Origin of the sequence: Methyloprofundus sedimenti (genome assembly GCF_002072955.1) — a bacterium.
Lineage (GTDB): Bacteria > Pseudomonadota > Gammaproteobacteria > Methylococcales > Methylomonadaceae > Methyloprofundus > Methyloprofundus sedimenti.
In genome coordinates this window covers 346394-366566 of sequence record NZ_LPUF01000002.1, presented here as the reverse complement: position 1 = coordinate 366566, position 20173 = coordinate 346394, and the positions used below count along the sequence as shown (strand labels likewise).

Below are 20173 nucleotides of genomic sequence, written 5' to 3'. Positions count from 1 at the left end.
TATTTGAGGCTCCTAAATAAAAACCCATTTAGGGTTTTTATAAGTGAGTGCAGGGCGAATCTGGGCAACGCAGTTTTTAATTAGTCTCATTAAGCTTTTTCAGCGTTGTGGGCAAGAATGTCCAAAATGAGCTTTCGCAAAAGTAGGGACTCCCCCCACAGTTAGTTTATTAGAGGAGAATAAAAACATGTCAAACATCGAGACAGCCTGGTTAGTCCATAAGCCTGAACAAAAACATTTAATAGCACATGCACAAGATTGCGCTGAGCATCTTGGCGCAACATTAGAAGCTGTGGAGTTAGCCGATTTTGTTGCTAATGCGTCCGGTTATTTAGCTAAAAATCCGTATGTGATAGCTTTGCTGGAAAGTTCGGATCTGGGTATTTTATTAGAGTCAGCTTATCAACATCATTTTAAACTGGGCTTACTTCCTGTACATCCAAAATCAAAGGTCTGTCGTTTATATCGGATACCTGTAAAAATGGAAGATGCTATGCCTATTGCCTTAGATACTAAAGGTGGTACGAAACTCGATTTGCTTTTATGCAATGATGAAGTTGTTACCTGGCTGGTAACGTTTGGTGATGTTCCTTTAATTGAATTACGGCATATGGCGGATAATCAGGCGCTTATTTGGCAGCGTTTAAAGGCTGTACCAGCCGACTTAATGGCGTTATTTCGTTTAAAACCAAAGACAGTTGTCATAACAACCCAAAAGGGCACCAAAATAAAGACCGCTCTGATTGGTGCCGTGGTTATTGAAAACGACATAGAGTCCATGGCCAAACACTATGCTAACATGACAATAGCGCATTCGGACGGCACCTTATCAGCTGCTTTAGTTGCGCCTTCTTCGGTTATGGATTATATAAGTTTTGTCCTGACGGCCATTTCGCCTAATCCGAGTCCATCAAAATCCCTCGGATATATCGAAACGACGGGGTTGCTGCTGGAAAGTGACGAGCCCATCCGGTATTACATAGATAGCCAGGAGCGTAGCGCCGAGAAATTACAATTTAGCGTTATTCACAATGCGATTACGGTAAAGGTTGGGGAAGCATTTATAGCCGCCCCATCAAGTAACCCTGGAAAGGAAATTGTCATTACTGATACCTTACCGCAAAGAAAAGAACATTTGCTGTCACTCAAACAGCGACTCCCTTTATTTTCTATTGCCCAGGACGACGATTTCAAGGAAACATTGCTAGTGTTAAAGGGCTATGCCTGTTTTTCTGTACCCTTTGTGTTGCTTATAATGTTGAGTACCATGCTGGCTACCTTTGGCTTGTTCCTCAATAATACCCCTGTTGTTATCGGTGCGATGATATTGGCTCCCTTGATGGGGCCTTTGGTATCCATGTCCATGAGTATTTTACGTAATGATGACAAACTCTTAATTGCCTCTTTACAAGTCCTGGGTTTAGGGACTGGCATAACCTTGTTCGTGGCAGCGGTTACCACTTTCCTTTTACCTTACGAACAGGCAACGAATGAGATATTAAGTCGCTTACAACCCAATTTACTTGATTTAGGCGTAGCTGTAGTTTCAGGTATTGCAGCAGCCTATGCGCATGCCCGAGAAAATATCCAAAAAAGCTTACCGGGAGTGGCCGTAGCAGTGGCATTGGTTCCACCCGCTTGCGTTATGGGTGTGGGCATAGGCTGGTTTGACTGGAGCATAATCAGCGGTGCAGGCCTACTGTTTTTAACCAATCTGGTCGGCATTACTCTGGCCGGCACTTTTACTTTCCTCTGTTTAGGTTTTGCACCAGCGATTAAAGTAAACCGAGGGCTCGGTTTTTCTATCATTTTGGTAATTTTAATCAGTATCCCTCTGTATCAGACCTTAGTTAATACTGGGCTTTATAGCCGCATAGAAAAAAATATCAGCACCAATACTTATGAAGTTAACGGTAAAACATTATCGTTAACGGAAGTCTCTGCAGTACCTTTGGATGATAAAATTAAAATTTTCGGGCAGTTACACAGCTCGCAGCTTGTCCTGGCGAGCGATATTGCGGCATTAAGGGATGCTATCCAAACGCAATTGAATGAGCCGGTGATATTAGATGTTTCACTCAGGTTGGTGCAATAGGCAGCAAAAAATTCAGGCGGCCTCTGGAGCGGTTTTAAAAAAGCGGTGATTGCACTGCAAGAAAATCGCTCTGGTGGCCGAATAACAGAATATGACAACAGCACCTGCTTAAAATGCCGTTTTAAATGGTTGTATGTGAAATGTTGTGGATAATCAACTTTCAACTTACCTGATGGAAAAACATTTTTTGTTGCCAACTCTAAAATTAACGGACTTTGAATATCAACGATATACGGGCAGGTACTATGCATATTCCTGTTTGAGTTTTTATAAATATCAAACCAGACCATTGAAACTTCTGTTCAGCTCTTTAGTTCTTTTATAAATATATTATTTAAATTAAGGTTGGTCGCTTTTTTGGGTCTGAGTGATCATTTTAAGGTTGAATGTTATTTTTGAACTTATTAATCGCAGTATAATTAATCGATTGATTGGCTAAAATTGAAAGGCATAATGAAACATATAATTTTAAGGGTATTAGTAAGTCTATTTTTGTTGATGCCTTTATCATCCTGGGCTGCAAGCAAAAGTTGCTCGATAAAATATAACTTAACCGGCTGGTCTTTTTTTTATAAAGCGTATAAGGGGACCGGCGTTGTCAGTTGTACAAATGGGCAGAGTGCTCGGGTTTCTTTGGTCCTGCATGGTGGTGGAATAACTTTTGGTGTGGGAGATATTGACAATGCCAAAGGTAAACTTACCGGGATCAAGAGTATAAAGGATATTTATGGCACCTATTTTTCAATAGATTTACATGCAGGTTTCGCTCGTGCAGCAGAAGCGCGTGCCTTATTTAAAGGATATATTGCAGGCGGCGGGGCAGGTGTCGGTGGCGGCTATAACCTAGGTTTTGCCTTTAGTGGCTTAACTATCAAGCCTTAGGTATAATCAATTTTTATAATAAAAATGGGGAAAATTATGCGCACAAAAATTTTAGGCCTGGCTGTAAGTTCACTTTTCTTGATGTCTTTTTCTGCTGCACATGCTGAAGATTGTGATCTAAAATATACTCTGAAAGGTTGGGCTGCTTTTTATAAAACATATAATGGAACAGGGACTGTTAGCTGTCCAAGTGGTAAAACTGCAAAAGTGAAATTGAGTTTGAAAGCAGGTGGATTTACCTTTGGTGCCTATGAAGTAACTGACGGTAAAGGTAAAATTCGCGGAGTAAGAAATATAGGCGATATTTATGGTAGCTCTTTTATGATGGATGGTGACGCAGGGTTTATTAAATCTGTTGAAGGTCGCTGGGCTCCAAAAGGCTCGCAGACTAGAACATTATCTGGAAAGGGTAAGGGCTATGATATAGGTTGGTCTCTTGGGTCTTTAAATATCGAGAAGCTTTAACCAGGTAAAAAAGCATACTGCTTAATTTGTGGCAGGCCCTCTTTGAATAATAGGGGGCCTGGTGCATTAACTACGATTTTCGTACACATACAATAAACTCCATACGGTCAATATTAAATGCTTAGGGTATTAGAAATACATGCAGCAAAAAAAAGTTGATGTTGTTGTTATTGGTAGTGGCATAGGTGGCTTAACAGCAGCGGCTTTGTTAGCAAAATCAGGACAAAAAGTTCTGTTGTTAGAGCAGCATGATCGTTCTGGAGGTTATGTACATGGCTTTAAGCGTAAAAAATATTCATTTGATGCTGGCGTACATCTGACTAGTGGTTGTGGGCTGGAAGGCTTTGACGGGGGGCAAATTATCCGTAAAGTACTCCAGGCTATAGATCAGTATGAGCAGTTAGAGTTTATTGCAGTTAATCCCTTTGCTTTTGTTTCGGTAGCAGGTATCGAAGTTGAACTGCCTTCGTCTATTACCGGCATTGCGCAACAATTAGGTGACCTATTTCCTGATGAACGGCAAGGTTTGACGGAGTTATTATCCTTATGTTTGCAGTTGGCTGAGCAAGTTGCCAAATGTGATGATGTTATGGCATCGGAAAGTATCAATAACCTGTATGCTGAATTAGATTTATTATTTAAATATCGCCGTTGTACTCTCGCCGATGTCTGGGGAGACTACATCAAAGATCCTCAACTAAAATGTATTTTTGCGGCTCTGTGGCCGTATTTAGGTTTACCTCCTGAAAAAGTATCGTTTGTTTATTGGGCAAGCATGCTGATGGGCTATGTTTCAGACGGCGCCTACTACTGTAAAGGCGGGTTTCAGGGGTTCGCTGATAGTCTGGTAACTGGATTAAAACAGGCCGGAGGGGAGATTTACTTCAAGAATAAAGTAAAGAAAATACATATTTGTGATAATAAGGTTCAAGGCGTACTGTTAGTTTCGGGAGAAGTCATTCATGCCGAGACTGTGATTGCTAATGCTGATATGTTACAAACTGTATATCAGCTGGTAGGTGAAGAGCATTTCCCCAAACGTTACCTGTCTCGGTTACAGCGCATGGAAGTGTCCTGTTCAATTTTTGTTGTCTATATTGCCACTGACCTGGATCTTGTTCAGGCAGGAGCGCATCATGAGGCCTTTTATTACGATGAAGTAAACCATGCAGTTAATTATGATAATACTCTGCAGGGTAAGATTTCCTGGTTAAGTATAACTGTTCCTACTCTGGTTGATAATAGCCTTGCTCCGACAGGAGAACATCTGGTGATGCTGACTGCATTAGCCAATTTTGACCAGACTATGGACTGGAAACAAGCTAAAGCCGACTATATGGAAAAAATGCTGGATTTTGCAGAGTCAAAAATCCCCGGCTTAAAAACACATATTTTATTTCTGGAATCTGGCTCACCAACAACCATGCAACGCTATACCCTGAATCATAAAGGCGCTGCATATGGTTGGGCTGCGACGCCAAAGCAGGTAGGCGTAAATCAAATTGCGAATAAAGCGCCGGTAGACGGGCTATACTTTGTAGGGCATTGGACGACACCGGGTGGTGGGGTATATGGGGTAAGTTATTCGGGTGTCCAAACTGCTCAGAAAGTTTTAGGTTTGAGTAAGCAAAATGAATTATGGGATTTGTGTACTTCTTATTGTTAGTAGTGCATAAAATCAGGCTGGATTGATATAATACTTTGAGCAAACTGATTATACTAATACGTATTTAGTACGATCTAAACTAAGCTTAGATATTTTTTAATAGCGATAAAGTCAGTCTAAGGCCCGCTTTCCCAATCACGTATATCAGAGATACCTTCGTATCGGAGAACAATAATGCTTAAAGCGTATGATGTCCTTATTATGGGCGGTGGATTGTCTGGATTAACATTGGCAATTCAGCTTAGGCGAAAAATCAATAATATCAGCATCCTGGTTGTAGAAAAGGCAACTTACCCTATGCCCGAAGCAGCGCATAAAGTAGGTGAATCTTCGGTAGAAATAGCCAGTTATTACTTTGAAGAAATTTTGAGATTGAAGGCTGAGCTGGAAAATGAACTGCCTAAATTAGGCTTACGATTTTTTTATAGCTATCGGGATAATCAGGATATTGCAAAGCGCATTGAGCTTGGGCCGAGTATTTATCCATTCTCAAAAAGCTATCAAATAGATAGAGGACGATTTGAGAATGCATTAATCAAGCGATGTCTCTCTCTGGGTATTGATTTTCAGGATAGCTGTAAAATAAAAGATATTTCTGTAGGTAAATATAATCATCAAATTACGCTTTTACAGAATGGGCAGGAAAGCTCCGTTCACAGCAAATGGTTGATCGATGCAAGCGGGCGCATGGGCGTGTTGAAGAGAAAATTGAAACTTGCAAAACCTGCATATCATGATGTTAATGCCTCCTGGTTTAGAATCAATCATGTGATCAAGGTGGATGAGTGGACGTCCGAACAACAATGGCAAGATCGGGTAAAAGAACCCCGGTGGTTGAGTACCAATCACTTACTAGGCAAAGGCTACTGGGTCTGGATTATTCCTCTCTCATCAGGTGCAACCAGCATAGGTATTGTGGCAGACCCTAATATTCACCCTTATGCTGAATTCAATACCTTTGAGCGAGCAATAGTGTGGCTGGAAAAACATGAACCTCAATTTGCCGCGATTATTGATCAGCATTTGGATCAGTTGCAGGATTTTCTCACCTTGAAACATTATTCATATAATTGCAAAAAAATGTTTTCAGCGGATGGCTGGGCCATTACGGGTGATGCTGGTGTTTTTCTTGATCCATTTTACTCGCCAGGTAGTGATTTTATTGCCATGAATAACAGTTTTATTACTGAACTGATTGTTAAACAGTATGCGGGAGAAGACATTACTTTAGCAACAGAGACGTATGAGAAACTATTTCGTATCATGTTTATAGCATTCGGTCCTGTTTATGCAGATCAATATCCTATTATGGGGAATGCCAGGGTGATGACAATAAAAGTTATCTGGGACTTCACTCTTTATTGGAGCGGGATCGCGTTATTATTTTTCAGCAATAAATTAACTGACCTGGAGTTTATGCAATCTGCATCAATCACCCTGCAGCAGATATATCAGCTGAATTCCCAAATGCAAGGTCTATTCCGTCACTGGGCCGAGACAGATTTATCGACACAGGATATGAGTGACATTTTTTTGAATTACAGTCGGATCGAGTTTATACAGCAACTGAATAAGGATTTGCATAAGCAGCAGAGTGATGCAGAATTGCAGCAACAGCTGAATAAGAACATGGCATTTATTAAGCAGCTGGCAAATGAAATTACAACTGAAGCAACGCGGTCATTTCCTGAATTAAAAAAGCATGCGCCTGAAATGCAGGAGGTTAGCACTAAGCATTTGCAGGATATTTTTGCTGCATTCGGGGAGTAGGCTTTAGCCTAAACGTATAGACACATTTAAAAAGATAACGACTCGTGCAGGCTAAAGCTATTCCCCAAAGGTATGCATGAATAAAAAGGTTTTAAATCACTATAATAAGTTAAATGTTATTCAGTTCGTTACTTTTCGTACGCATGATAGTGTTGATGATTATTTACATCGAGTTAATCAAACACCCGATTTAAGCATCTCGTAAAAACAAATGAACATTGATAGCTACTGTGATCAATCAAATAAAGGTTGTTATCTAAATGGTGATGCGATTAATATTATTTTTAGTCACCTAAAACAGTTAGATCCTGAATTTTATAGGTTAATTGCATACAGTATTATGCCAAATCATATACATTTGTTGTTTCAGAAAAACCAACAACTGAAAGAAATAATGAAAAGAAGGCTCTTCCCGATTTCGCGGGGTGACCACAACATATAGTGTTAAGCATATCCGAATAAACGTCGGCCTTCGACATCAAGCCAAATATGCTGAAATAAACGCCCTATATCATAAATGCCATAGCAACGTCTTTTGATCACCTTAATTTTGTTATTCAGTCCTTCTACAAAACCACTGGTTTCACGGCGAAGAAAATAATTAGTGATTTCATGCTGCCAGTTTTGTAAGGTCACTATAAATGAGTTGAAACAGTCCAACTTCAGATTTCTAACCTGCTCGACCCATGAATTTAGCTCAGCTTCTGCCTGACTTTTACTTAAAGGTCGGTTAAAAATACCCGTCAATGCTTCCCGATAAATATAAATTTGCTTAAGCTCTGGCGCATAATTAAAGAGTTGTATTAATTTAATTTGTTGCTCTTCATTCAAGTCCCAGAGTGATTTTCGGAATAACCACATCACGCCTTTCAGTTGGGCATAATCCTCACTAGAAAGCGTCTTTTTCAGTGTTTTCATCTCTTTTATTCTTGCGTTGTCTGCACAGGCTCGATAGCTTTTGGTCACATGGAATCGATCAACCACAACCTCAACGCCATAAAGTTCCTCATACACTGCATTACTGTAGCCGTCATACATATCAACGCAGGCACGTTGTATTGTTCTTTTAATTTCCACGGGAATGCTTTGTAGAAATATTTTTACTGTTTCCTTTTTGCGATTTGGCAATACGGCCAAAATGCATTTTTCTCCGCCTTCATTGATCCCTGAAATGATAACAACAAAATCTTTATGTCCTTTTTTTAACGCAATCTCATCAAGTCCAAGTAATGGCAGGCTTTTTATTGTCTCCCAATCCACTTCTTGACGAATATAACGATTAATAATGCCTTCAACAGCCGCTTCATTAATGCCACGTTTGATACTGATGTCGGTTATTGTGCTATTGATTAGGTCGCGCAATATCCACTGTTCATAGGCTTTAGTATGTGGGCTTTTTTGATCATACCAACTACAGCGCTGAGTGGTTGTCGGGCCTTGATCACAATAAGGGCATTGGTAACGCTTCGGTTTGATCTTAATCCAGACGGACTGTTCAAAGATCGGTAAATGGCGTAACGTAATTTCTTTGCCATAGCCATAAAACTTATCGATAGGCTGATGGCATTGCCGACAAGTTGTGCCTTTGCATGTACTTTGGACTTTAATAATAATTCCTTTTTTAGACTCAGTATCAAATGCCTCTATTTGCACATCGGGTAAATCCAAAGGAATTTGTAACAATATCGGGTTCATTTATTTAAAGTTTGCCGTCTAAAAAGATGGCTATCATACCCAGCCTGCACCTAAATAATCAAATAGCAATATACTACATATAGTGACTACCCCGCGAAGTCGGGAAGAGCCGAAAAGAATAAAGGGCGGATCAGCATTATTGGTAAATAAATATCTGGCAAGGCATGGAAAACTATGGGAAAGAGATTATTTTGATAAAGTAATCCGCGATGAGCGACATTTTGTACTCACTTATAACTATATAAGAAACAATGCAGTTAAGGCTGATTTAAAAGATGCACAGCAACGCTTTTATGGTATTTACGAAAGTTAGGGGAGTAGACTATAGCCTACACGTATTGGCACATTTAAAAAGATAACGACTCGTGTAGGCTAAAGCCTACTCCCCCATTTGCTGTTTTTTAAATAGAGTAAATGCGCGATTTTGTTTATATTGGTTGAGTTTATTAATGAAATAAAGCAATTTAAACGCCAGTAAGGGCAGTTTAATCTGCGCATTATAAGCATCTCCAGCTAAAACGGAGATAACGGCTGATTTCAACTTTTGTTTAACAGGGTGCTGGCTGGCCTCATCAGATGACATTAATAACTTGTGTAAAGCCGGGCTATTAAAACGATAAATAAACCAGCAAAAGGCATTGATTTCTTCTGCTACAGAATCTTCAAACCGGGTTGTTAGTTGTTTGCCTTGAGGGCTTTTTTTGAGCAGCTGATCCACCAGCTCTGCTCCGTTAGAGGCGCTTTGCATTGCTAAATAAACGCCACTGGAAAAAACCGGGTCTACAAAAGCATAGGCATCGCCAATCAATAAAAAACCACTGCCTGACATGATGCTGGATTGATAAGAATAATTGCCTGTTGCCTGAGCTTCACCATCAAGTAGAGCACCTTGCATGCGCAATCTTATTTCAGGTACACACTCTAAGGTTTGATGTAAAAAAAGGTCTAAGGATGTTTGGCGAGTTTTTAAATACGCAGGCCAACAAACACAACCAATACTCATCAGGCCATCTTTTAGCGGAATCAGCCATATCCAGCCATGTTGAAACCAGTAAATACTGATATTGCCTTCATCTTTACCCGTTCTGCGTGCAACATTACGGAAATGTCCATAAATAGCAGCCATTTTATGTTTTGGATTTTTTTGTTTGCTGTTCAGTTGTTGCGCCAGAACGGTATCACGTCCTGAAGCGTCAATCAGATAACCAGCTGTAAATTCATGCAGTTTGCCTTGAGCATCGGTTGCTTTAATCTTTTTAAGTGAACTATCCAGATCTATGTCTGTTACGGTCATTCCTTCGAGAGCGGTGACCCCTTTTTTTTGGCAATTTCTAAATAAGATCTCATCAAACTCAGAACGCCTGACCTGATATGCAAAAGGGTGGTTTTTGTTTGCCGCTTTAGCAAAATAGAACGTATCCCTGGCTAGAGAAGTTTCGAGAGAGTTGAATTCAGCTGCGTATTTTTTCATACCAATAGCGTCGATTTGTTCGAGCACACCAAGTTTTTCTAAAATGGGCAAATTCATCGGCAATAAGGATTCGCCAATATGAAAACGCGGGTGATGTGCCTTTTCCAGCAAACATATCGCATGCCCTTTGTCAGCGAGTAAGCTGGCAATGGTTGTTCCTGCAGGTCCCCCGCCGATGACTAATGCTTCGTAGTGGTTTTGTTGAGTGTTATTCATTATTGTATTATTATTCCTTTCCATATAAATACCCTGTCATTTCCTTGTTGTATTTATCGGGAACCTGTGTTCGGTTGGGTAGATTTCTGTTCAAAGCATAGAGTGACAGTTGCGGCTATTACGCCATCGCACCATTGATATTGATGATTTGTCCGGAGATATAGCTGGCATCATCAGAACATAGAAAGGCGGCGAGGGCGGCAACTTCTTCGGGTTTACCTGCGCGTTTCATAGGCACGATATTTTTAATAGCCTGGGCATCAAAACTGTTTTCGGTCATGCTGCCTTGAATAATCCCTGGGGCAATGGCATTCACAGTGATTTTGCGCGAGGCGAGCTCCTGGGCGAGTGATTTTGTCGCGCCGTTTAAGGCGGCTTTTGCTGCGGAATAATTGCATTGTCCGCGATTGCCCATCACACCAGCAACCGATGACATATTGATAATACGTCCCCAGCGGCTTTGGATCATCGGCATTAGTAAAGGCTGAGTGACATTGTAAAAACCATGCAAAGAGACATCAATGACATCACTCCAGTTTTTTCTGCTCATACCCACTAAAGGCGCATCACGATGTATGCCGGCATTATTGATAATGATTTGAATCAAGCCAGATGCAGAGAGTTGTTTAACGGCCTCTTCGCACGCTTGTACATCGCACACATCAAATGCGACAGCTTCTGCTGAACCGCCTTGTCGTTTGATGCTGTCGACAACCTGTTGTGCTTTGTCGAAGTTGTGGTTGCTATGCACAATAACATGGATATTATCTTGTGCGAGGCGAGTGCAAATAGCAGAACCAATATCGCCACTACCGCCAGTAATCAGTGCTTTTTTCATGCTTGGGTATGAATAACAGTTGCTCGGGCATCAAGCAGTAACACATTATGGCTATCGATAATGCGAAACGCATAGACGGCCCCGTTTTCGATTTTTAGCTCTGCGCAGGCTTCTATATGCAGTGAGCTGGTAATGGTATCCAGGTTATCAATATGAAAATGCGCACCCCGCACAGCCGCCAAAAATCCGGGTGAAGATTGACCTGATAGCAGGCCTCCGTGTATTGCCATAGACTGCGCACCATATTCGATCAGATGCATTGCTGATAAGCTATTATTTAAGCGTAACGGGTTATCACTCGCTAAATGTGATTGAGTTGAACAATTAATTTGTTTATCACTCCATGAATCCACTTGATCAATTAACATCATTGAACCTGCATGAGGAATCAGGTGTGCGAACTGTGTTTGGTTTAAAACTTTATCGTTCATTGTTGTGCAATAATAATATAAATTAAACTCGTTATAAGGCGTTTTTCGTTCATAAAGGTAAAATATGAAGCGCATCGATCGCGAATAATGCGTCTCCTTCTATTGGTTTACCCAAAAGCATGGAATGTCCTGTTTCAACAATATATGCGCATATAGGATATTTTTTATCAAACATTTTACAAAGTGTCACACAACTTCACTTTTAGTGTCTCATATCTCTAAAAAGTCATTCATCTTTTTGCCAATAATCATAAAAATTAAACCAGTTATAAGGTGTTTCCAGCATTTGTTTTTCTAGTATATCGACGTATTTCTGCGTATAGGCCTGTATATCTTGTTGTCTGGTTTTGCGATGCAAAATAACTTCTTCGGCAAGTAATTCAAAGTGAATTTTATAGCGATTGCCACCTAAGTAGATGCCGAAAAATACAATCAGCGGCACTTTTAAAGCAGATGCCATAAGAATAGGCGCAGTGGACATTCTAACGGGTTCGCCTAGCAGTGTGCAGATAACGGTTTTTTCTGTGCCTTCACCCAAAATGCGGTCACCTAATAAGCCAACGGTTGTGCCGCTATCGATAGCTTCTTTTACTTTTAACAGTCCGCTGGGTGAGCCATCCAGGGTGATCAGTGTATTGGCTACGTCTGAATTGAGTGCGTTAAGTACTTGCACGATCATCGGGGATTGATGTTCATACATCAAAATTTTAATGGGCAAGGGAGAATTGCTCACTGCATAACTGCGTAACACTTCAAAGCTGCCGATATGACTGCCTAGTAATAAGCAGCCGACCCCATTTTTACTATATGTTCGGGGGACGTTTTCAGCGGGGAAAGTAATATCTAGTTTTTCAAATTGACCGGTGAGTAAATAAACACGATCAAGAATAGTAGCGGCAAACGTGTGTATATGTTTTGCGCTATCCAGCCAGGTGGCTTTGCGTTTTAATATGCGTGTTAGATATTCTAGTGAGGCCTGGCGCTGAGGTTTGGCGAACAATAAATAGTAGCCGGTGATCGGGTAAAGCAGCGCACGCGCAGCAGGGCGGCCTAAATGTAAAGCAATCCAGCGTATCGCTTTTAGCGCGAGGGGAGTGCTGCGCTCTTTACTATCTTGCCAGTGTTTAGTCATGAGAATTCTCCTCCTTGGCGGCAATAATAAAGGTGCCAGTAACTAGCGTTTCTTTATCCCGCGTGCAGGTGAATTTGATATTGTTTGCTGATGATTGAGTGAGAGACACGGTAAAGTCTTGATCAGGAAGTAAGGGGTGTAAAAATTTGGCCTGGGTTAATGTGCAGATTCGATCATGGCGGAAAACTGCTAAAAGCTGTTGTTGGACGTAATTTAGCAGTATCACACCGGGTACAATTGGATTGTCTGGAAAATGGCCGGCAAAGCAAGGGTGTGCGGCAGGTATGCGATAGTGCTGTTTAGTGGCTAGCATTTGTTGTGTGTGTATCAGGCGCTCGAGTTCTGTTTTAAGTAGTTTACCCATAGTATTGCGTATTAGGGCAGGAACTGGGTAGATGGCACGCGGTAAAAAGACTTCATCTATTGCCAGGCGTAAATGCTTGATAATTGTTTTCCTGGGTAATTTGCTGACCACTAAAGCAGAAAGCCGTTCATTTTTACTAACAAAGAACACCCCATCTTCAATGCCGGGAATACTTGTGAGCTGTTGGTTTAGATCGTTTAATGAGGCTCTTTTACCGGCAATTTTAATCAAATCTGCTGAGCGGCCAAGCATGTTAAAGTTGCCTTTATCGTCAATCTCAAAAGTATCATCTAATATGAGAGGCCTGATAATATGTCCGCCTTGCAAAACAAATTGACCATTGTCCTGTGTTGGCTGGATAGTAGCGTAGGGTTGCCAATGTGTAGCCTTGCTAGTTTGACGCGATGCAAAAGATAGCGTTTCGGTGCTGCCAAATAATTCAAATAGAGGTGCCTGTAGATTTTGTTCTATTTGTTGAGCGAGTTCTTTGTTCATAGGTGCTGTTGAAGACAGAATAAACTTAATAGTACTCCACTGGCCTTGTATTTGACTGCAACTTTTTAAGTGTCTTGGAGTCGAAACGAGAATTTTTTCTGCTGACAGGTCTGAGAGCGTCTGGCGTATATCTTCGGGATAAAAAGGACGGCTATTATGTAGTGTCATTCTGGAAAATAACACCCAGAAAAATGAGGTTTCCAGGCCATACATATGTTGCATGGGAACGGTAGATAGCAGCGTTATTTGTTGATTTTGCAACTTAAAACGTTGCAAAGCCAGTTCAGCTGATTTTTGAAATTCGCGCCATGTTTTTATGATCGCTTTGGGCCTTCCTGTGCTGCCGGAGGTAAACGAAATGGATAAGGGGCGGTCAATATTAATCAGGGGGCAGGGCCTGGTGCTTTTTTCTAATAAGTCATAGGCGATATAAAAATCTGCTTCGGTCTTGTTATCACTTAGCGTGTAGCTATCAGGATAACTTGCTCTTAAACCGGCTAGGGTTTTAGCGGTTTGGTTAGCTGGCAGCAGTGATATTTGTTGGCGCAGGCAAACCGCCAGATAGGCGACTATAAAAAGATAACGATCCTGGCATAGATTGATTGCATAGCTTTTGGCGGGTAATTTTTCACTTACAGCGACTGCATGAGCTAACAAGTCGGCGCGGTTGATAACAGTATCTCTGGAGTAAACACAAAAAGCACTATTTAGGGTGTGTTGGAGCATCTCGCATAGCGAAGTGTACTCGGGGATTCTGCTGGTCAAAGTTATGCTGAGGCGTATCAGTAAGTAGATGAATAACGGCCATTTTAGCCGCTCGTTGCGCTCTTATTCAAGTAACGTAACTTCTTTTTTATCGGGAGGCAGTCTATAATTCGGCGTTGCTTATTGATAGCAACATCCTCGCCAATGTTGATTTCATGCGAATATACACTCTTTTTAGCTATATCTTATAGCTGGATTATATACACAAAATCTTTTTTCATTGCTCTACATTCCGAGAATTGAGTGTACTTAAAAAAAATAAATAGAATCTTAGAATTTAAAAAAGTTATGGGAATTGAATTTATGCCTGCAAAGAAAAATATTGCCATCTTAGGCGGTGGGCCTGCTTCAAGTACATTGGCGATTCGCTTGTGTAAAGAAGGTTATAATGTTGTTATTTTTGCAACGCCAGAACAGGCACCGATTTTGGTGGGTGAGTCTTTGGTGCCGATGATTGTTCCGTTGTTGCAAGCGCTAGAGGTTGAGCAGGAAGTCGCCGCGTATAGTGTGTATAAACCAGGCGCCTGTTTTACTTATAATGCGGAAGAAGTCTTTGAGTTTCGGTTTGACGAGACACCAGGCGACTTGCCGTCTTATTCTTATAATGTGCCCAGAGACAAGTTTAATGCAACCTTGCTAGACGCTGCGTTGCGTGCAGGTGCAAAACTTGTTAACCGGAAAGTGGTGCTCAATCAGGTGGGGGATTCTGAATACATTAAGTTAGATGATGAAGCTCTGCAAGAGGCGTCCGGGTGTTGGGAGGGTAGCGAACCCGATTTAATTGTTGATGCGGCGGGTCGAGTAAATTTAGTGGGACACTTACTGAATATTCCCATGCAGCAAGGGCCGCGTCGAGATGTTGCTTTATTTGCACATGTAGATCAAACAGAACTGGTTGATCCGGGTTATGTTCATAATGACCGAATGGATCAAGGCTGGTGCTGGCGCATTCCATTACCTGGTAAAGTATCTTTAGGTTTTGTCGTGCCGGAAAGTTATGCTTTAAAGCATGGGGACACGCCCGAAGAACAGTATGATAATTTATTAAAGAATGATCAGGTTTTGCGTAAGTTAGCGCCTAATGTACGGCGTTTAACCTCGGTAATTCGATTTAATAATTACCAGTCTATTTCGGAGCGTTTATGCGCTGGTAATTGGGTGATGCTAGGTGACTCAGGTGGCTTTATAGATCCTGTTTTTTCTAGTGGTATGCTGATCGCTATGGATAGCGCAAATAAACTTGCTGATACGATTCTTCAGAATAAGCCTTTGTCTGACTATGAGCTTGTCATTAAGCAGCATTTGAGTGCCTGGTTTGAAATAGTCGATTATTACTATAATGGGCGTTTAATGAGCAGTATTAAAGTGGGTATGATGATGCCAGATAATATCTTTAACCGACTAATTTACAAGTGGGTGAGCAGTCATGTTAGCCGGATATTTAGTGGTGCGGCTGCAAGCAATCCCTTTAGCCTGAAGTTACTACGATTTCTTGTTAAATATGGCTTAAAAGACAGAAACCCGGATGTTTATAAAATTAATTAACGTGCGAATTAAATTGTATTTGAAGGACAAAAACAATGATTGTAGTGAAGTTTAGCGCTGAAGAGATTGCGAGTCAGTTATGTGTTTTTTTGCGCGATAATATATTAGCACCACAGATAGAAGTGACTTCTGATACTGCGTTATCAGAGATCGGTGTGGACTCCTTTTCTTTAATGGAATTAGTGTTGTTTATTGAACGGCAGTTTGGCCTGGAGTTACCAGCCGAAGCGCTAACGCCTGAAAATATAACCAGTGTTGGTACCTTAAGTTCTTATTGTGTCGCGCGTTTAAATAGCATTGCCATATGAAACAAGCACGCTCATTTCCTGAAAGCATAACGTTGAATGGTGCGGATTTTTTTTTGTTGCAACTTGACCGCATTATGTGGAAATTAAGTGAGCAGCGAAATATTTGTACCTTTGTCGTGACTTTACAAGAGCGCCTGGAATATGAAGATTTAGAAAAACATTTGTCGGCAAATTCAGCCTATCAATGGATATGTCGTTTACGCCTGCAAAAAGGCTGGCCATTTATCTTAGCTAAATGGGTCTTTAAAGCGGGTCTGGCATTACCCGAAATAGAGCAGTACCAGCATGATGAACAGGAATCTTTGCCGGAGAGCTTATTAAAAAAACCTTTTAATATTGAACATCAGTCTGCCTTTAAAGTAAGCTTAGTACAGGTTTCCGGTGCTGGCTCACAACTAATCTTTAGCTGGCATCACGCATTAATGGATGCTCATGGCGGAGAAACTTTTATCCGTCATTTAGGTGCTTCAGAGGCTATACAAGATGTCGATTGGGTTACTAGCGAGCAAGCTAGTTTGTTGCCTTTGCGAGAGCGTGCCGACATTGCTCTGAAAATGAAAGAGTTTTTGTGTGATGTGTCGAGATTGCCGTTTATTTCCTTCACAAAAAAAAGCAAGGCTATGCAGAATGTGCATTATCGAGTTTTGTCATTTACTGAAGTGCAGAGCCAACTTATCGTGGAGCGAGCGCGACAGCAAGGCGCCGGCTTTTTAGTCAGTGCATTTTATTTGGCGGCCACGGCTTGTGCCGTTGCCAGTGTGCAAAGCAAAAAGTCTCCTTTAGACAGCGATATGTTAATCCCCATTCCTTTAGATCGCCGTAAGAGGGGAGTGCATAGTCCCGTTTTGGGCAATCAAGTGACCTTTCTTTTTTATCGTATCCCGCTAGCAGCTTTAGCTAATGTAAAAACCTGTGTAGCTGAATTAATTGCACAAATGAAAGACTTGATGCGTTCAGGCAATCCCGGTCACTATCTGGTTATGATGGATTTTTTGCGGCGCGTGCCTGGCTGGCTGTATCGTATGCAATTAACATCGCCGACCAAAGGACAAATGGCGAGTTTCTATTATTCAGATACGGGAGATTCATTAGACCTGTATGACCGGTTGTTTGGCTGTGCTGTTGCAAGTGCCCTGCATTATCCGCCCAATATGTACCCGCCAGGAGTGACGTTTGTGTTTAGTCGTTTTCATGGGGCTTTGCAGTTGACTATGGGCTATATGGATTCAGCACTTGATCAGGATGAGGTTGATCAGCTATTGGTTCAGCTGCAGCTTGGTTTATTGGGCGAAACAAGCGAATAGTTTTATGCAATGTGATATCGCAGTCATAGGTGCGGGTGCTGCAGGCATTGCAGCCGCTATCGCCGTCGCTGAATCTGGCGCTAACGTTGTTTTAGTTGAGCGTGCTGGTTTTGTCGGTGGTTTAGCAACCTCAGCTATGGTGGGTACGATCTGTGGGCTTTTTTATCGTAGCTCATCTGCCGCACGATATGCCGTTCGTGGCTTTGCGCGAGAATTTTCCGAGCGTGTGCAAGAGAAAAGTTATACGACGCCAGCTGTGTTTTCGGCGGGGCTGCATTTTTTGCCCTATCAGCCGAGTGCTTTGCATCAGCAAGCAGTACTGCAACTGCAGCAGGCGGGTGTGCAACTAATGCTGCATAGCTATGTCACAGCAGTAGATGTTTGTGCTGGGAAGATTGTCGCGTTACATCTCCAAACCGCGAGTGGCAATGTTAATTTGGACGCTAGTGCTTTTATCGACTGTAGTGGCAATGCACATATATCCATGCTGGCTAATGTAGGGCGAATAGAGCAAGCGCAGTATCAATCAGGCGCATTTGTATTTCAGGTCTGTGGTTTACCGCCAATGGAGCCAAGAGTACTGGCTTTAAATATGCTGCGATGGATTAAACGAGGAATACAGCGGGGAGATTTAGAACCTCAATGCGAACGTTTATCGATTATTCCTGGGACGGTCAAAAATGGCGTGGGTTTATTGAAGTTAGGTATGCAAGAACGGTTTGATGGAACGGTTGCGTGTTTGACTCAATATGAGATCGACGCTCGCTCGCGTAGTGTCGAGATAGTCGATTATTTACGCTGCCATGAGCCAGAATTAAAAGACTTAATAATCAGTGCCATGGCAACTGAAGTCGGAGTGCGTACTATGTCACGATCAAAGGGCATTCTAATACTAGATGAAACTGATATATTAGCCTGTGCCAAGCCGGGTGATGGAGTAGCTATTGGTGCCTGGCCAATTGAATTGTGGGGCGTAGAAAGAGCACCTGAGATGATTTATTTTGCTGAAGGTGATTGTTACTGGATTTCCGCGGGTATGCTGGTTTCCAAGTATTTAGATAACTTGTTTTTTGCAGGTCGGGCAATTTCAGCGACAGAACGGGCTATTGCATCAGCACGAGTAATTGGGACCTGTTTTAGTACCGGTTATGCGGCTGGCATGTTAGCTGCTGAATATGCTCATGGCGGTGACTGGCGACAGGCAATCACTAAGATTCAGGCGAAACAGGTTTTTACGGCAGAGGGCTAATGGTTCCAATATCTCAATTACTCGAATTCGCTGCGCTGTCATGGCCGGATAGACCTGCTATTATAGAAAAAGATGGCTATATGAGTTACGGCGAACTATATGCACAGACGGAATTGCTCAAGGCAGAATTATTGCATTTAGGGTTAACTAAGGGGCAGGGCTTAGGCGTCATGGGGCGCAATGGTAGTGCTTTTGTTGCGATGATGTTGGCGGGAATGGGCTGCGGTGCGGTTGTTTTACCTATTTCACATCAATTGAAAGCCGCAGAGGTGAATTGTCTTATTAAGGATACAAAGTTACATGCCGTAATCGATGATCAATCGGGTGTACAGCCTGTTGACAATGAACTGACAATGATTTCGTTTGTCCGGCAGGATTTACGTTTTGCCTGGCTTGAGCCGGTCAAGGATGGGCCGGTCACACCTTTAAGTGATGCCGCATTTATTCGTTATACATCAGGGACAACAGGAAGCTGCAAAGGTGTTGTTTTATCTCATAATAGTATTATTCAGCGTGTAGACGCAGCGTCGAAGGCATTAAATTTAACACCAGACGATGCTGTTTTATGGGTGCTGCCGATGGCCTTTCATTTTTTAGTTACAGTGCTGGTCTATCTTCGCTCAGGGGCGAGCCTGATCGTTTGTAAAGATTTACTTGCGCAGACGATTATTCACGATGCCAATCAGCATCATGCAACACTGTTATATGCTTCGCCTATGCATTTTCGTTTATTAGCAGCGGATTTATCAGCTAAGCAGATGCCAACATTGAAGTATGCTATTTCGACCTCCGCAGGATTGCCGGGCAATATTGCCGAAGCTTTTGCTCAGCGGTTTAATCTGCAAGTGACTCAGGCTTATGGCATTATTGAAATAGGATTACCTTTATTAGATAGCTTATTAGGTAAGGAAAAAAATCCACAAAGTGTCGGCTTTCCTGCGACAGGATTTTCTGTTGAATTATTGAATGATGATAATGAGCCCGTTGCTGAAGGCGAGGTTGGTCGTTTGGCTATTCGTGGGTCCGGTATGTTTGATGCTTACCTTAAGCCCTGGCAAACAGCAGAGCAAGTCATGGTTAATGGCTGGTTTATGACGGGAGACCTTGCACTGCGTGAAGTTGATGGTAGGATTGTTATTTGTGGACGAGAAAAAACAATGATAAATGTGTCGGGTAATAAAGCATTTCCTGAAGAAATTGAGGCAGTATTAGATCGGCACAGAGCTATTGAAGGCTCTCGGGTATATGGTCAGGTGCATCCGTTGATGGGCGAGATTGTCTGTGCTGAGGTGGTTTTGGTCAAGAACATAAAATTAGATGTAGAGGACGTGTTGCGTTTTTGTCGCTCTCAACTTTCTACCTATAAAGTTCCTCAGCGATTAAGCCAGGTTGAGCATATTGCACAAACTCAAAGCGGTAAGCTTAAGCGGATCTGGTCCTCATGAATGCCAGGCAACTGACTGGTTCGCTTAAGCTAAATAG

The 20173-nt window shown here is 41.9% G+C and carries 18 protein-coding genes; 12 read left to right on the top strand and 6 right to left on the bottom strand.

The window, feature by feature from the left end; translation table 11 throughout:
• The first annotated feature begins 187 nt into the window (after positions 1-187).
• The 6 genes from AU255_RS14640 to AU255_RS21135 all read left to right on the top strand — a co-directional run bounded on the left by AU255_RS14640 (position 188) and on the right by AU255_RS21135 (position 7083).
• Complete coding sequence (locus AU255_RS14640; RefSeq protein WP_080523672.1) at positions 188-2095, top strand: TIGR00341 family protein; 1908 nt, start codon at positions 188-190, stop codon at positions 2093-2095.
• Positions 2096-2548: 453 nt separating this feature from the next.
• On the top strand, positions 2549-2977 hold the full coding sequence (locus tag AU255_RS14635; RefSeq protein ID WP_080523671.1) for a hypothetical protein: 429 nt from the start codon (positions 2549-2551) through the stop codon (positions 2975-2977).
• A gap of 36 nt (positions 2978-3013) precedes the next feature.
• On the top strand, positions 3014-3442 hold the full coding sequence (locus AU255_RS14630; protein ID WP_143735980.1) for a hypothetical protein: 429 nt from the start codon (positions 3014-3016) through the stop codon (positions 3440-3442).
• Between the two features lie 139 nt (positions 3443-3581).
• Positions 3582-5108: a phytoene desaturase family protein gene (locus tag AU255_RS14625; RefSeq protein ID WP_080523669.1), complete on the top strand. Its 1527-nt coding sequence runs from the start codon at positions 3582-3584 to the stop codon at positions 5106-5108.
• 174 nt (positions 5109-5282) lie between these two features.
• Positions 5283-6878, top strand: coding sequence for an NAD(P)/FAD-dependent oxidoreductase (locus tag AU255_RS14620; protein WP_080523668.1), 1596 nt, complete (start codon positions 5283-5285; stop codon positions 6876-6878).
• A 76-nt stretch (positions 6879-6954) separates the two neighbouring features.
• On the top strand, positions 6955-7083 hold the full coding sequence (locus AU255_RS21135) for a hypothetical protein (RefSeq protein ID WP_269844811.1): 129 nt from the start codon (positions 6955-6957) through the stop codon (positions 7081-7083).
• Positions 7084-7322: 239 nt separating this feature from the next.
• Here the strand turns inward: AU255_RS21135 and AU255_RS14610 are convergent, their stop codons facing one another.
• Positions 7323-8573 carry an ISL3 family transposase gene (locus AU255_RS14610; protein WP_080523666.1) on the bottom strand — a complete coding sequence of 417 codons (1251 nt, stop codon included), beginning with the start codon at positions 8571-8573 and terminating at the stop codon, positions 7323-7325.
• Positions 8574-8655: 82 nt separating this feature from the next.
• On the opposite strand from AU255_RS14610, the gene AU255_RS14605 reads away from it, so the two are divergent.
• Positions 8656-8886, top strand: coding sequence for a hypothetical protein (locus tag AU255_RS14605; protein ID WP_080523665.1), 231 nt, complete (start codon positions 8656-8658; stop codon positions 8884-8886).
• A gap of 66 nt (positions 8887-8952) precedes the next feature.
• Here the strand turns inward: AU255_RS14605 and AU255_RS14600 are convergent, their stop codons facing one another.
• From AU255_RS14600 to AU255_RS14580, 5 genes are all read right to left on the bottom strand, one after another.
• Positions 8953-10260: an NAD(P)/FAD-dependent oxidoreductase gene (locus AU255_RS14600; protein WP_158083143.1), complete on the bottom strand. Its 1308-nt coding sequence runs from the start codon at positions 10258-10260 to the stop codon at positions 8953-8955.
• A 118-nt stretch (positions 10261-10378) separates the two neighbouring features.
• Positions 10379-11098, bottom strand: coding sequence for a 3-oxoacyl-ACP reductase FabG (gene fabG / locus AU255_RS14595; RefSeq protein ID WP_080523663.1), 720 nt, complete (start codon positions 11096-11098; stop codon positions 10379-10381).
• The gene (locus tag AU255_RS14590; RefSeq protein WP_143735979.1) at positions 11095-11529 is read right to left on the bottom strand and encodes a hypothetical protein; all 435 of its coding nucleotides are present in this window, start codon (positions 11527-11529) and stop codon (positions 11095-11097) included. The genes fabG and AU255_RS14590 overlap by 4 nt, the downstream gene beginning before the upstream one ends.
• A gap of 226 nt (positions 11530-11755) precedes the next feature.
• On the bottom strand, positions 11756-12661 hold the full coding sequence (locus tag AU255_RS14585) for an LpxL/LpxP family acyltransferase (protein WP_080523661.1): 906 nt from the start codon (positions 12659-12661) through the stop codon (positions 11756-11758).
• A complete protein-coding gene (locus AU255_RS14580; protein ID WP_080523660.1) occupies positions 12654-14246 on the bottom strand; it encodes an AMP-binding protein in 1593 nt (530 codons plus the stop codon). The genes AU255_RS14585 and AU255_RS14580 overlap by 8 nt, the downstream gene beginning before the upstream one ends.
• A gap of 327 nt (positions 14247-14573) precedes the next feature.
• Between AU255_RS14580 and AU255_RS14575 the strand changes: the two genes are divergently transcribed.
• From AU255_RS14575 to AU255_RS14555, 5 genes are read left to right on the top strand one after another with little or no spacing between them, the layout of a single operon-like run.
• Entirely contained in the window at positions 14574-15830 is a 1257-nt protein-coding gene (locus tag AU255_RS14575; protein WP_143735978.1) for an NAD(P)/FAD-dependent oxidoreductase, read from the top strand.
• Positions 15831-15865: 35 nt separating this feature from the next.
• Positions 15866-16138 carry a phosphopantetheine-binding protein gene (locus AU255_RS14570; RefSeq protein WP_080523658.1) on the top strand — a complete coding sequence of 91 codons (273 nt, stop codon included), beginning with the start codon at positions 15866-15868 and terminating at the stop codon, positions 16136-16138.
• Positions 16135-17442: a condensation domain-containing protein gene (locus AU255_RS14565; protein ID WP_080523657.1), complete on the top strand. Its 1308-nt coding sequence runs from the start codon at positions 16135-16137 to the stop codon at positions 17440-17442. Before AU255_RS14570 ends, AU255_RS14565 begins: the two co-directional genes overlap by 4 nt.
• Before the next feature lie 4 nt (positions 17443-17446).
• Positions 17447-18691, top strand: coding sequence for an FAD-dependent oxidoreductase (locus AU255_RS14560; RefSeq protein WP_158083142.1), 1245 nt, complete (start codon positions 17447-17449; stop codon positions 18689-18691).
• Entirely contained in the window at positions 18691-20136 is a 1446-nt protein-coding gene (locus AU255_RS14555; RefSeq protein ID WP_080523655.1) for a class I adenylate-forming enzyme family protein, read from the top strand. The genes AU255_RS14560 and AU255_RS14555 overlap by 1 nt, the downstream gene beginning before the upstream one ends.
• Positions 20137-20173: the final 37 nt, after the last annotated feature.

Bases quoted from the DNA above. Each gene is read 5' to 3' on its own strand.
- AU255_RS14585 (WP_080523661.1), bottom strand. From the start codon at position 12,661: ATGACTAAACACTGGCAAGATAGTAAAGAGCGCAGCACTCCCCTCGCG.
- fabG (WP_080523663.1), bottom strand. From the start codon at position 11,098: ATGAAAAAAGCACTGATTACTGGCGGTAGTGGCGATATTGGTTCTGCT.
- AU255_RS14610 (WP_080523666.1), bottom strand. From the start codon at position 8,573: ATGAACCCGATATTGTTACAAATTCCTTTGGATTTACCCGATGTGCAA.
- AU255_RS14630 (WP_143735980.1), top strand. From the start codon at position 3,014: ATGCGCACAAAAATTTTAGGCCTGGCTGTAAGTTCACTTTTCTTGATG.
- AU255_RS14580 (WP_080523660.1), bottom strand. From the start codon at position 14,246: ATGCTCCAACACACCCTAAATAGTGCTTTTTGTGTTTACTCCAGAGAT.
- AU255_RS14575 (WP_143735978.1), top strand. From the start codon at position 14,574: ATGGGAATTGAATTTATGCCTGCAAAGAAAAATATTGCCATCTTAGGC.
- AU255_RS14590 (WP_143735979.1), bottom strand. From the start codon at position 11,529: ATGAACGATAAAGTTTTAAACCAAACACAGTTCGCACACCTGATTCCT.
- AU255_RS14625 (WP_080523669.1), top strand. From the start codon at position 3,582: ATGCAGCAAAAAAAAGTTGATGTTGTTGTTATTGGTAGTGGCATAGGT.
- AU255_RS21135 (WP_269844811.1), top strand. From the start codon at position 6,955: ATGAATAAAAAGGTTTTAAATCACTATAATAAGTTAAATGTTATTCAG.
- AU255_RS14620 (WP_080523668.1), top strand. From the start codon at position 5,283: ATGCTTAAAGCGTATGATGTCCTTATTATGGGCGGTGGATTGTCTGGA.
- AU255_RS14570 (WP_080523658.1), top strand. From the start codon at position 15,866: ATGATTGTAGTGAAGTTTAGCGCTGAAGAGATTGCGAGTCAGTTATGT.
- AU255_RS14555 (WP_080523655.1), top strand. From the start codon at position 18,691: ATGGTTCCAATATCTCAATTACTCGAATTCGCTGCGCTGTCATGGCCG.
- AU255_RS14560 (WP_158083142.1), top strand. From the start codon at position 17,447: ATGCAATGTGATATCGCAGTCATAGGTGCGGGTGCTGCAGGCATTGCA.
- AU255_RS14635 (WP_080523671.1), top strand. From the start codon at position 2,549: ATGAAACATATAATTTTAAGGGTATTAGTAAGTCTATTTTTGTTGATG.
- AU255_RS14600 (WP_158083143.1), bottom strand. From the start codon at position 10,260: ATGAATAACACTCAACAAAACCACTACGAAGCATTAGTCATCGGCGGG.
- AU255_RS14565 (WP_080523657.1), top strand. From the start codon at position 16,135: ATGAAACAAGCACGCTCATTTCCTGAAAGCATAACGTTGAATGGTGCG.
- AU255_RS14640 (WP_080523672.1), top strand. From the start codon at position 188: ATGTCAAACATCGAGACAGCCTGGTTAGTCCATAAGCCTGAACAAAAA.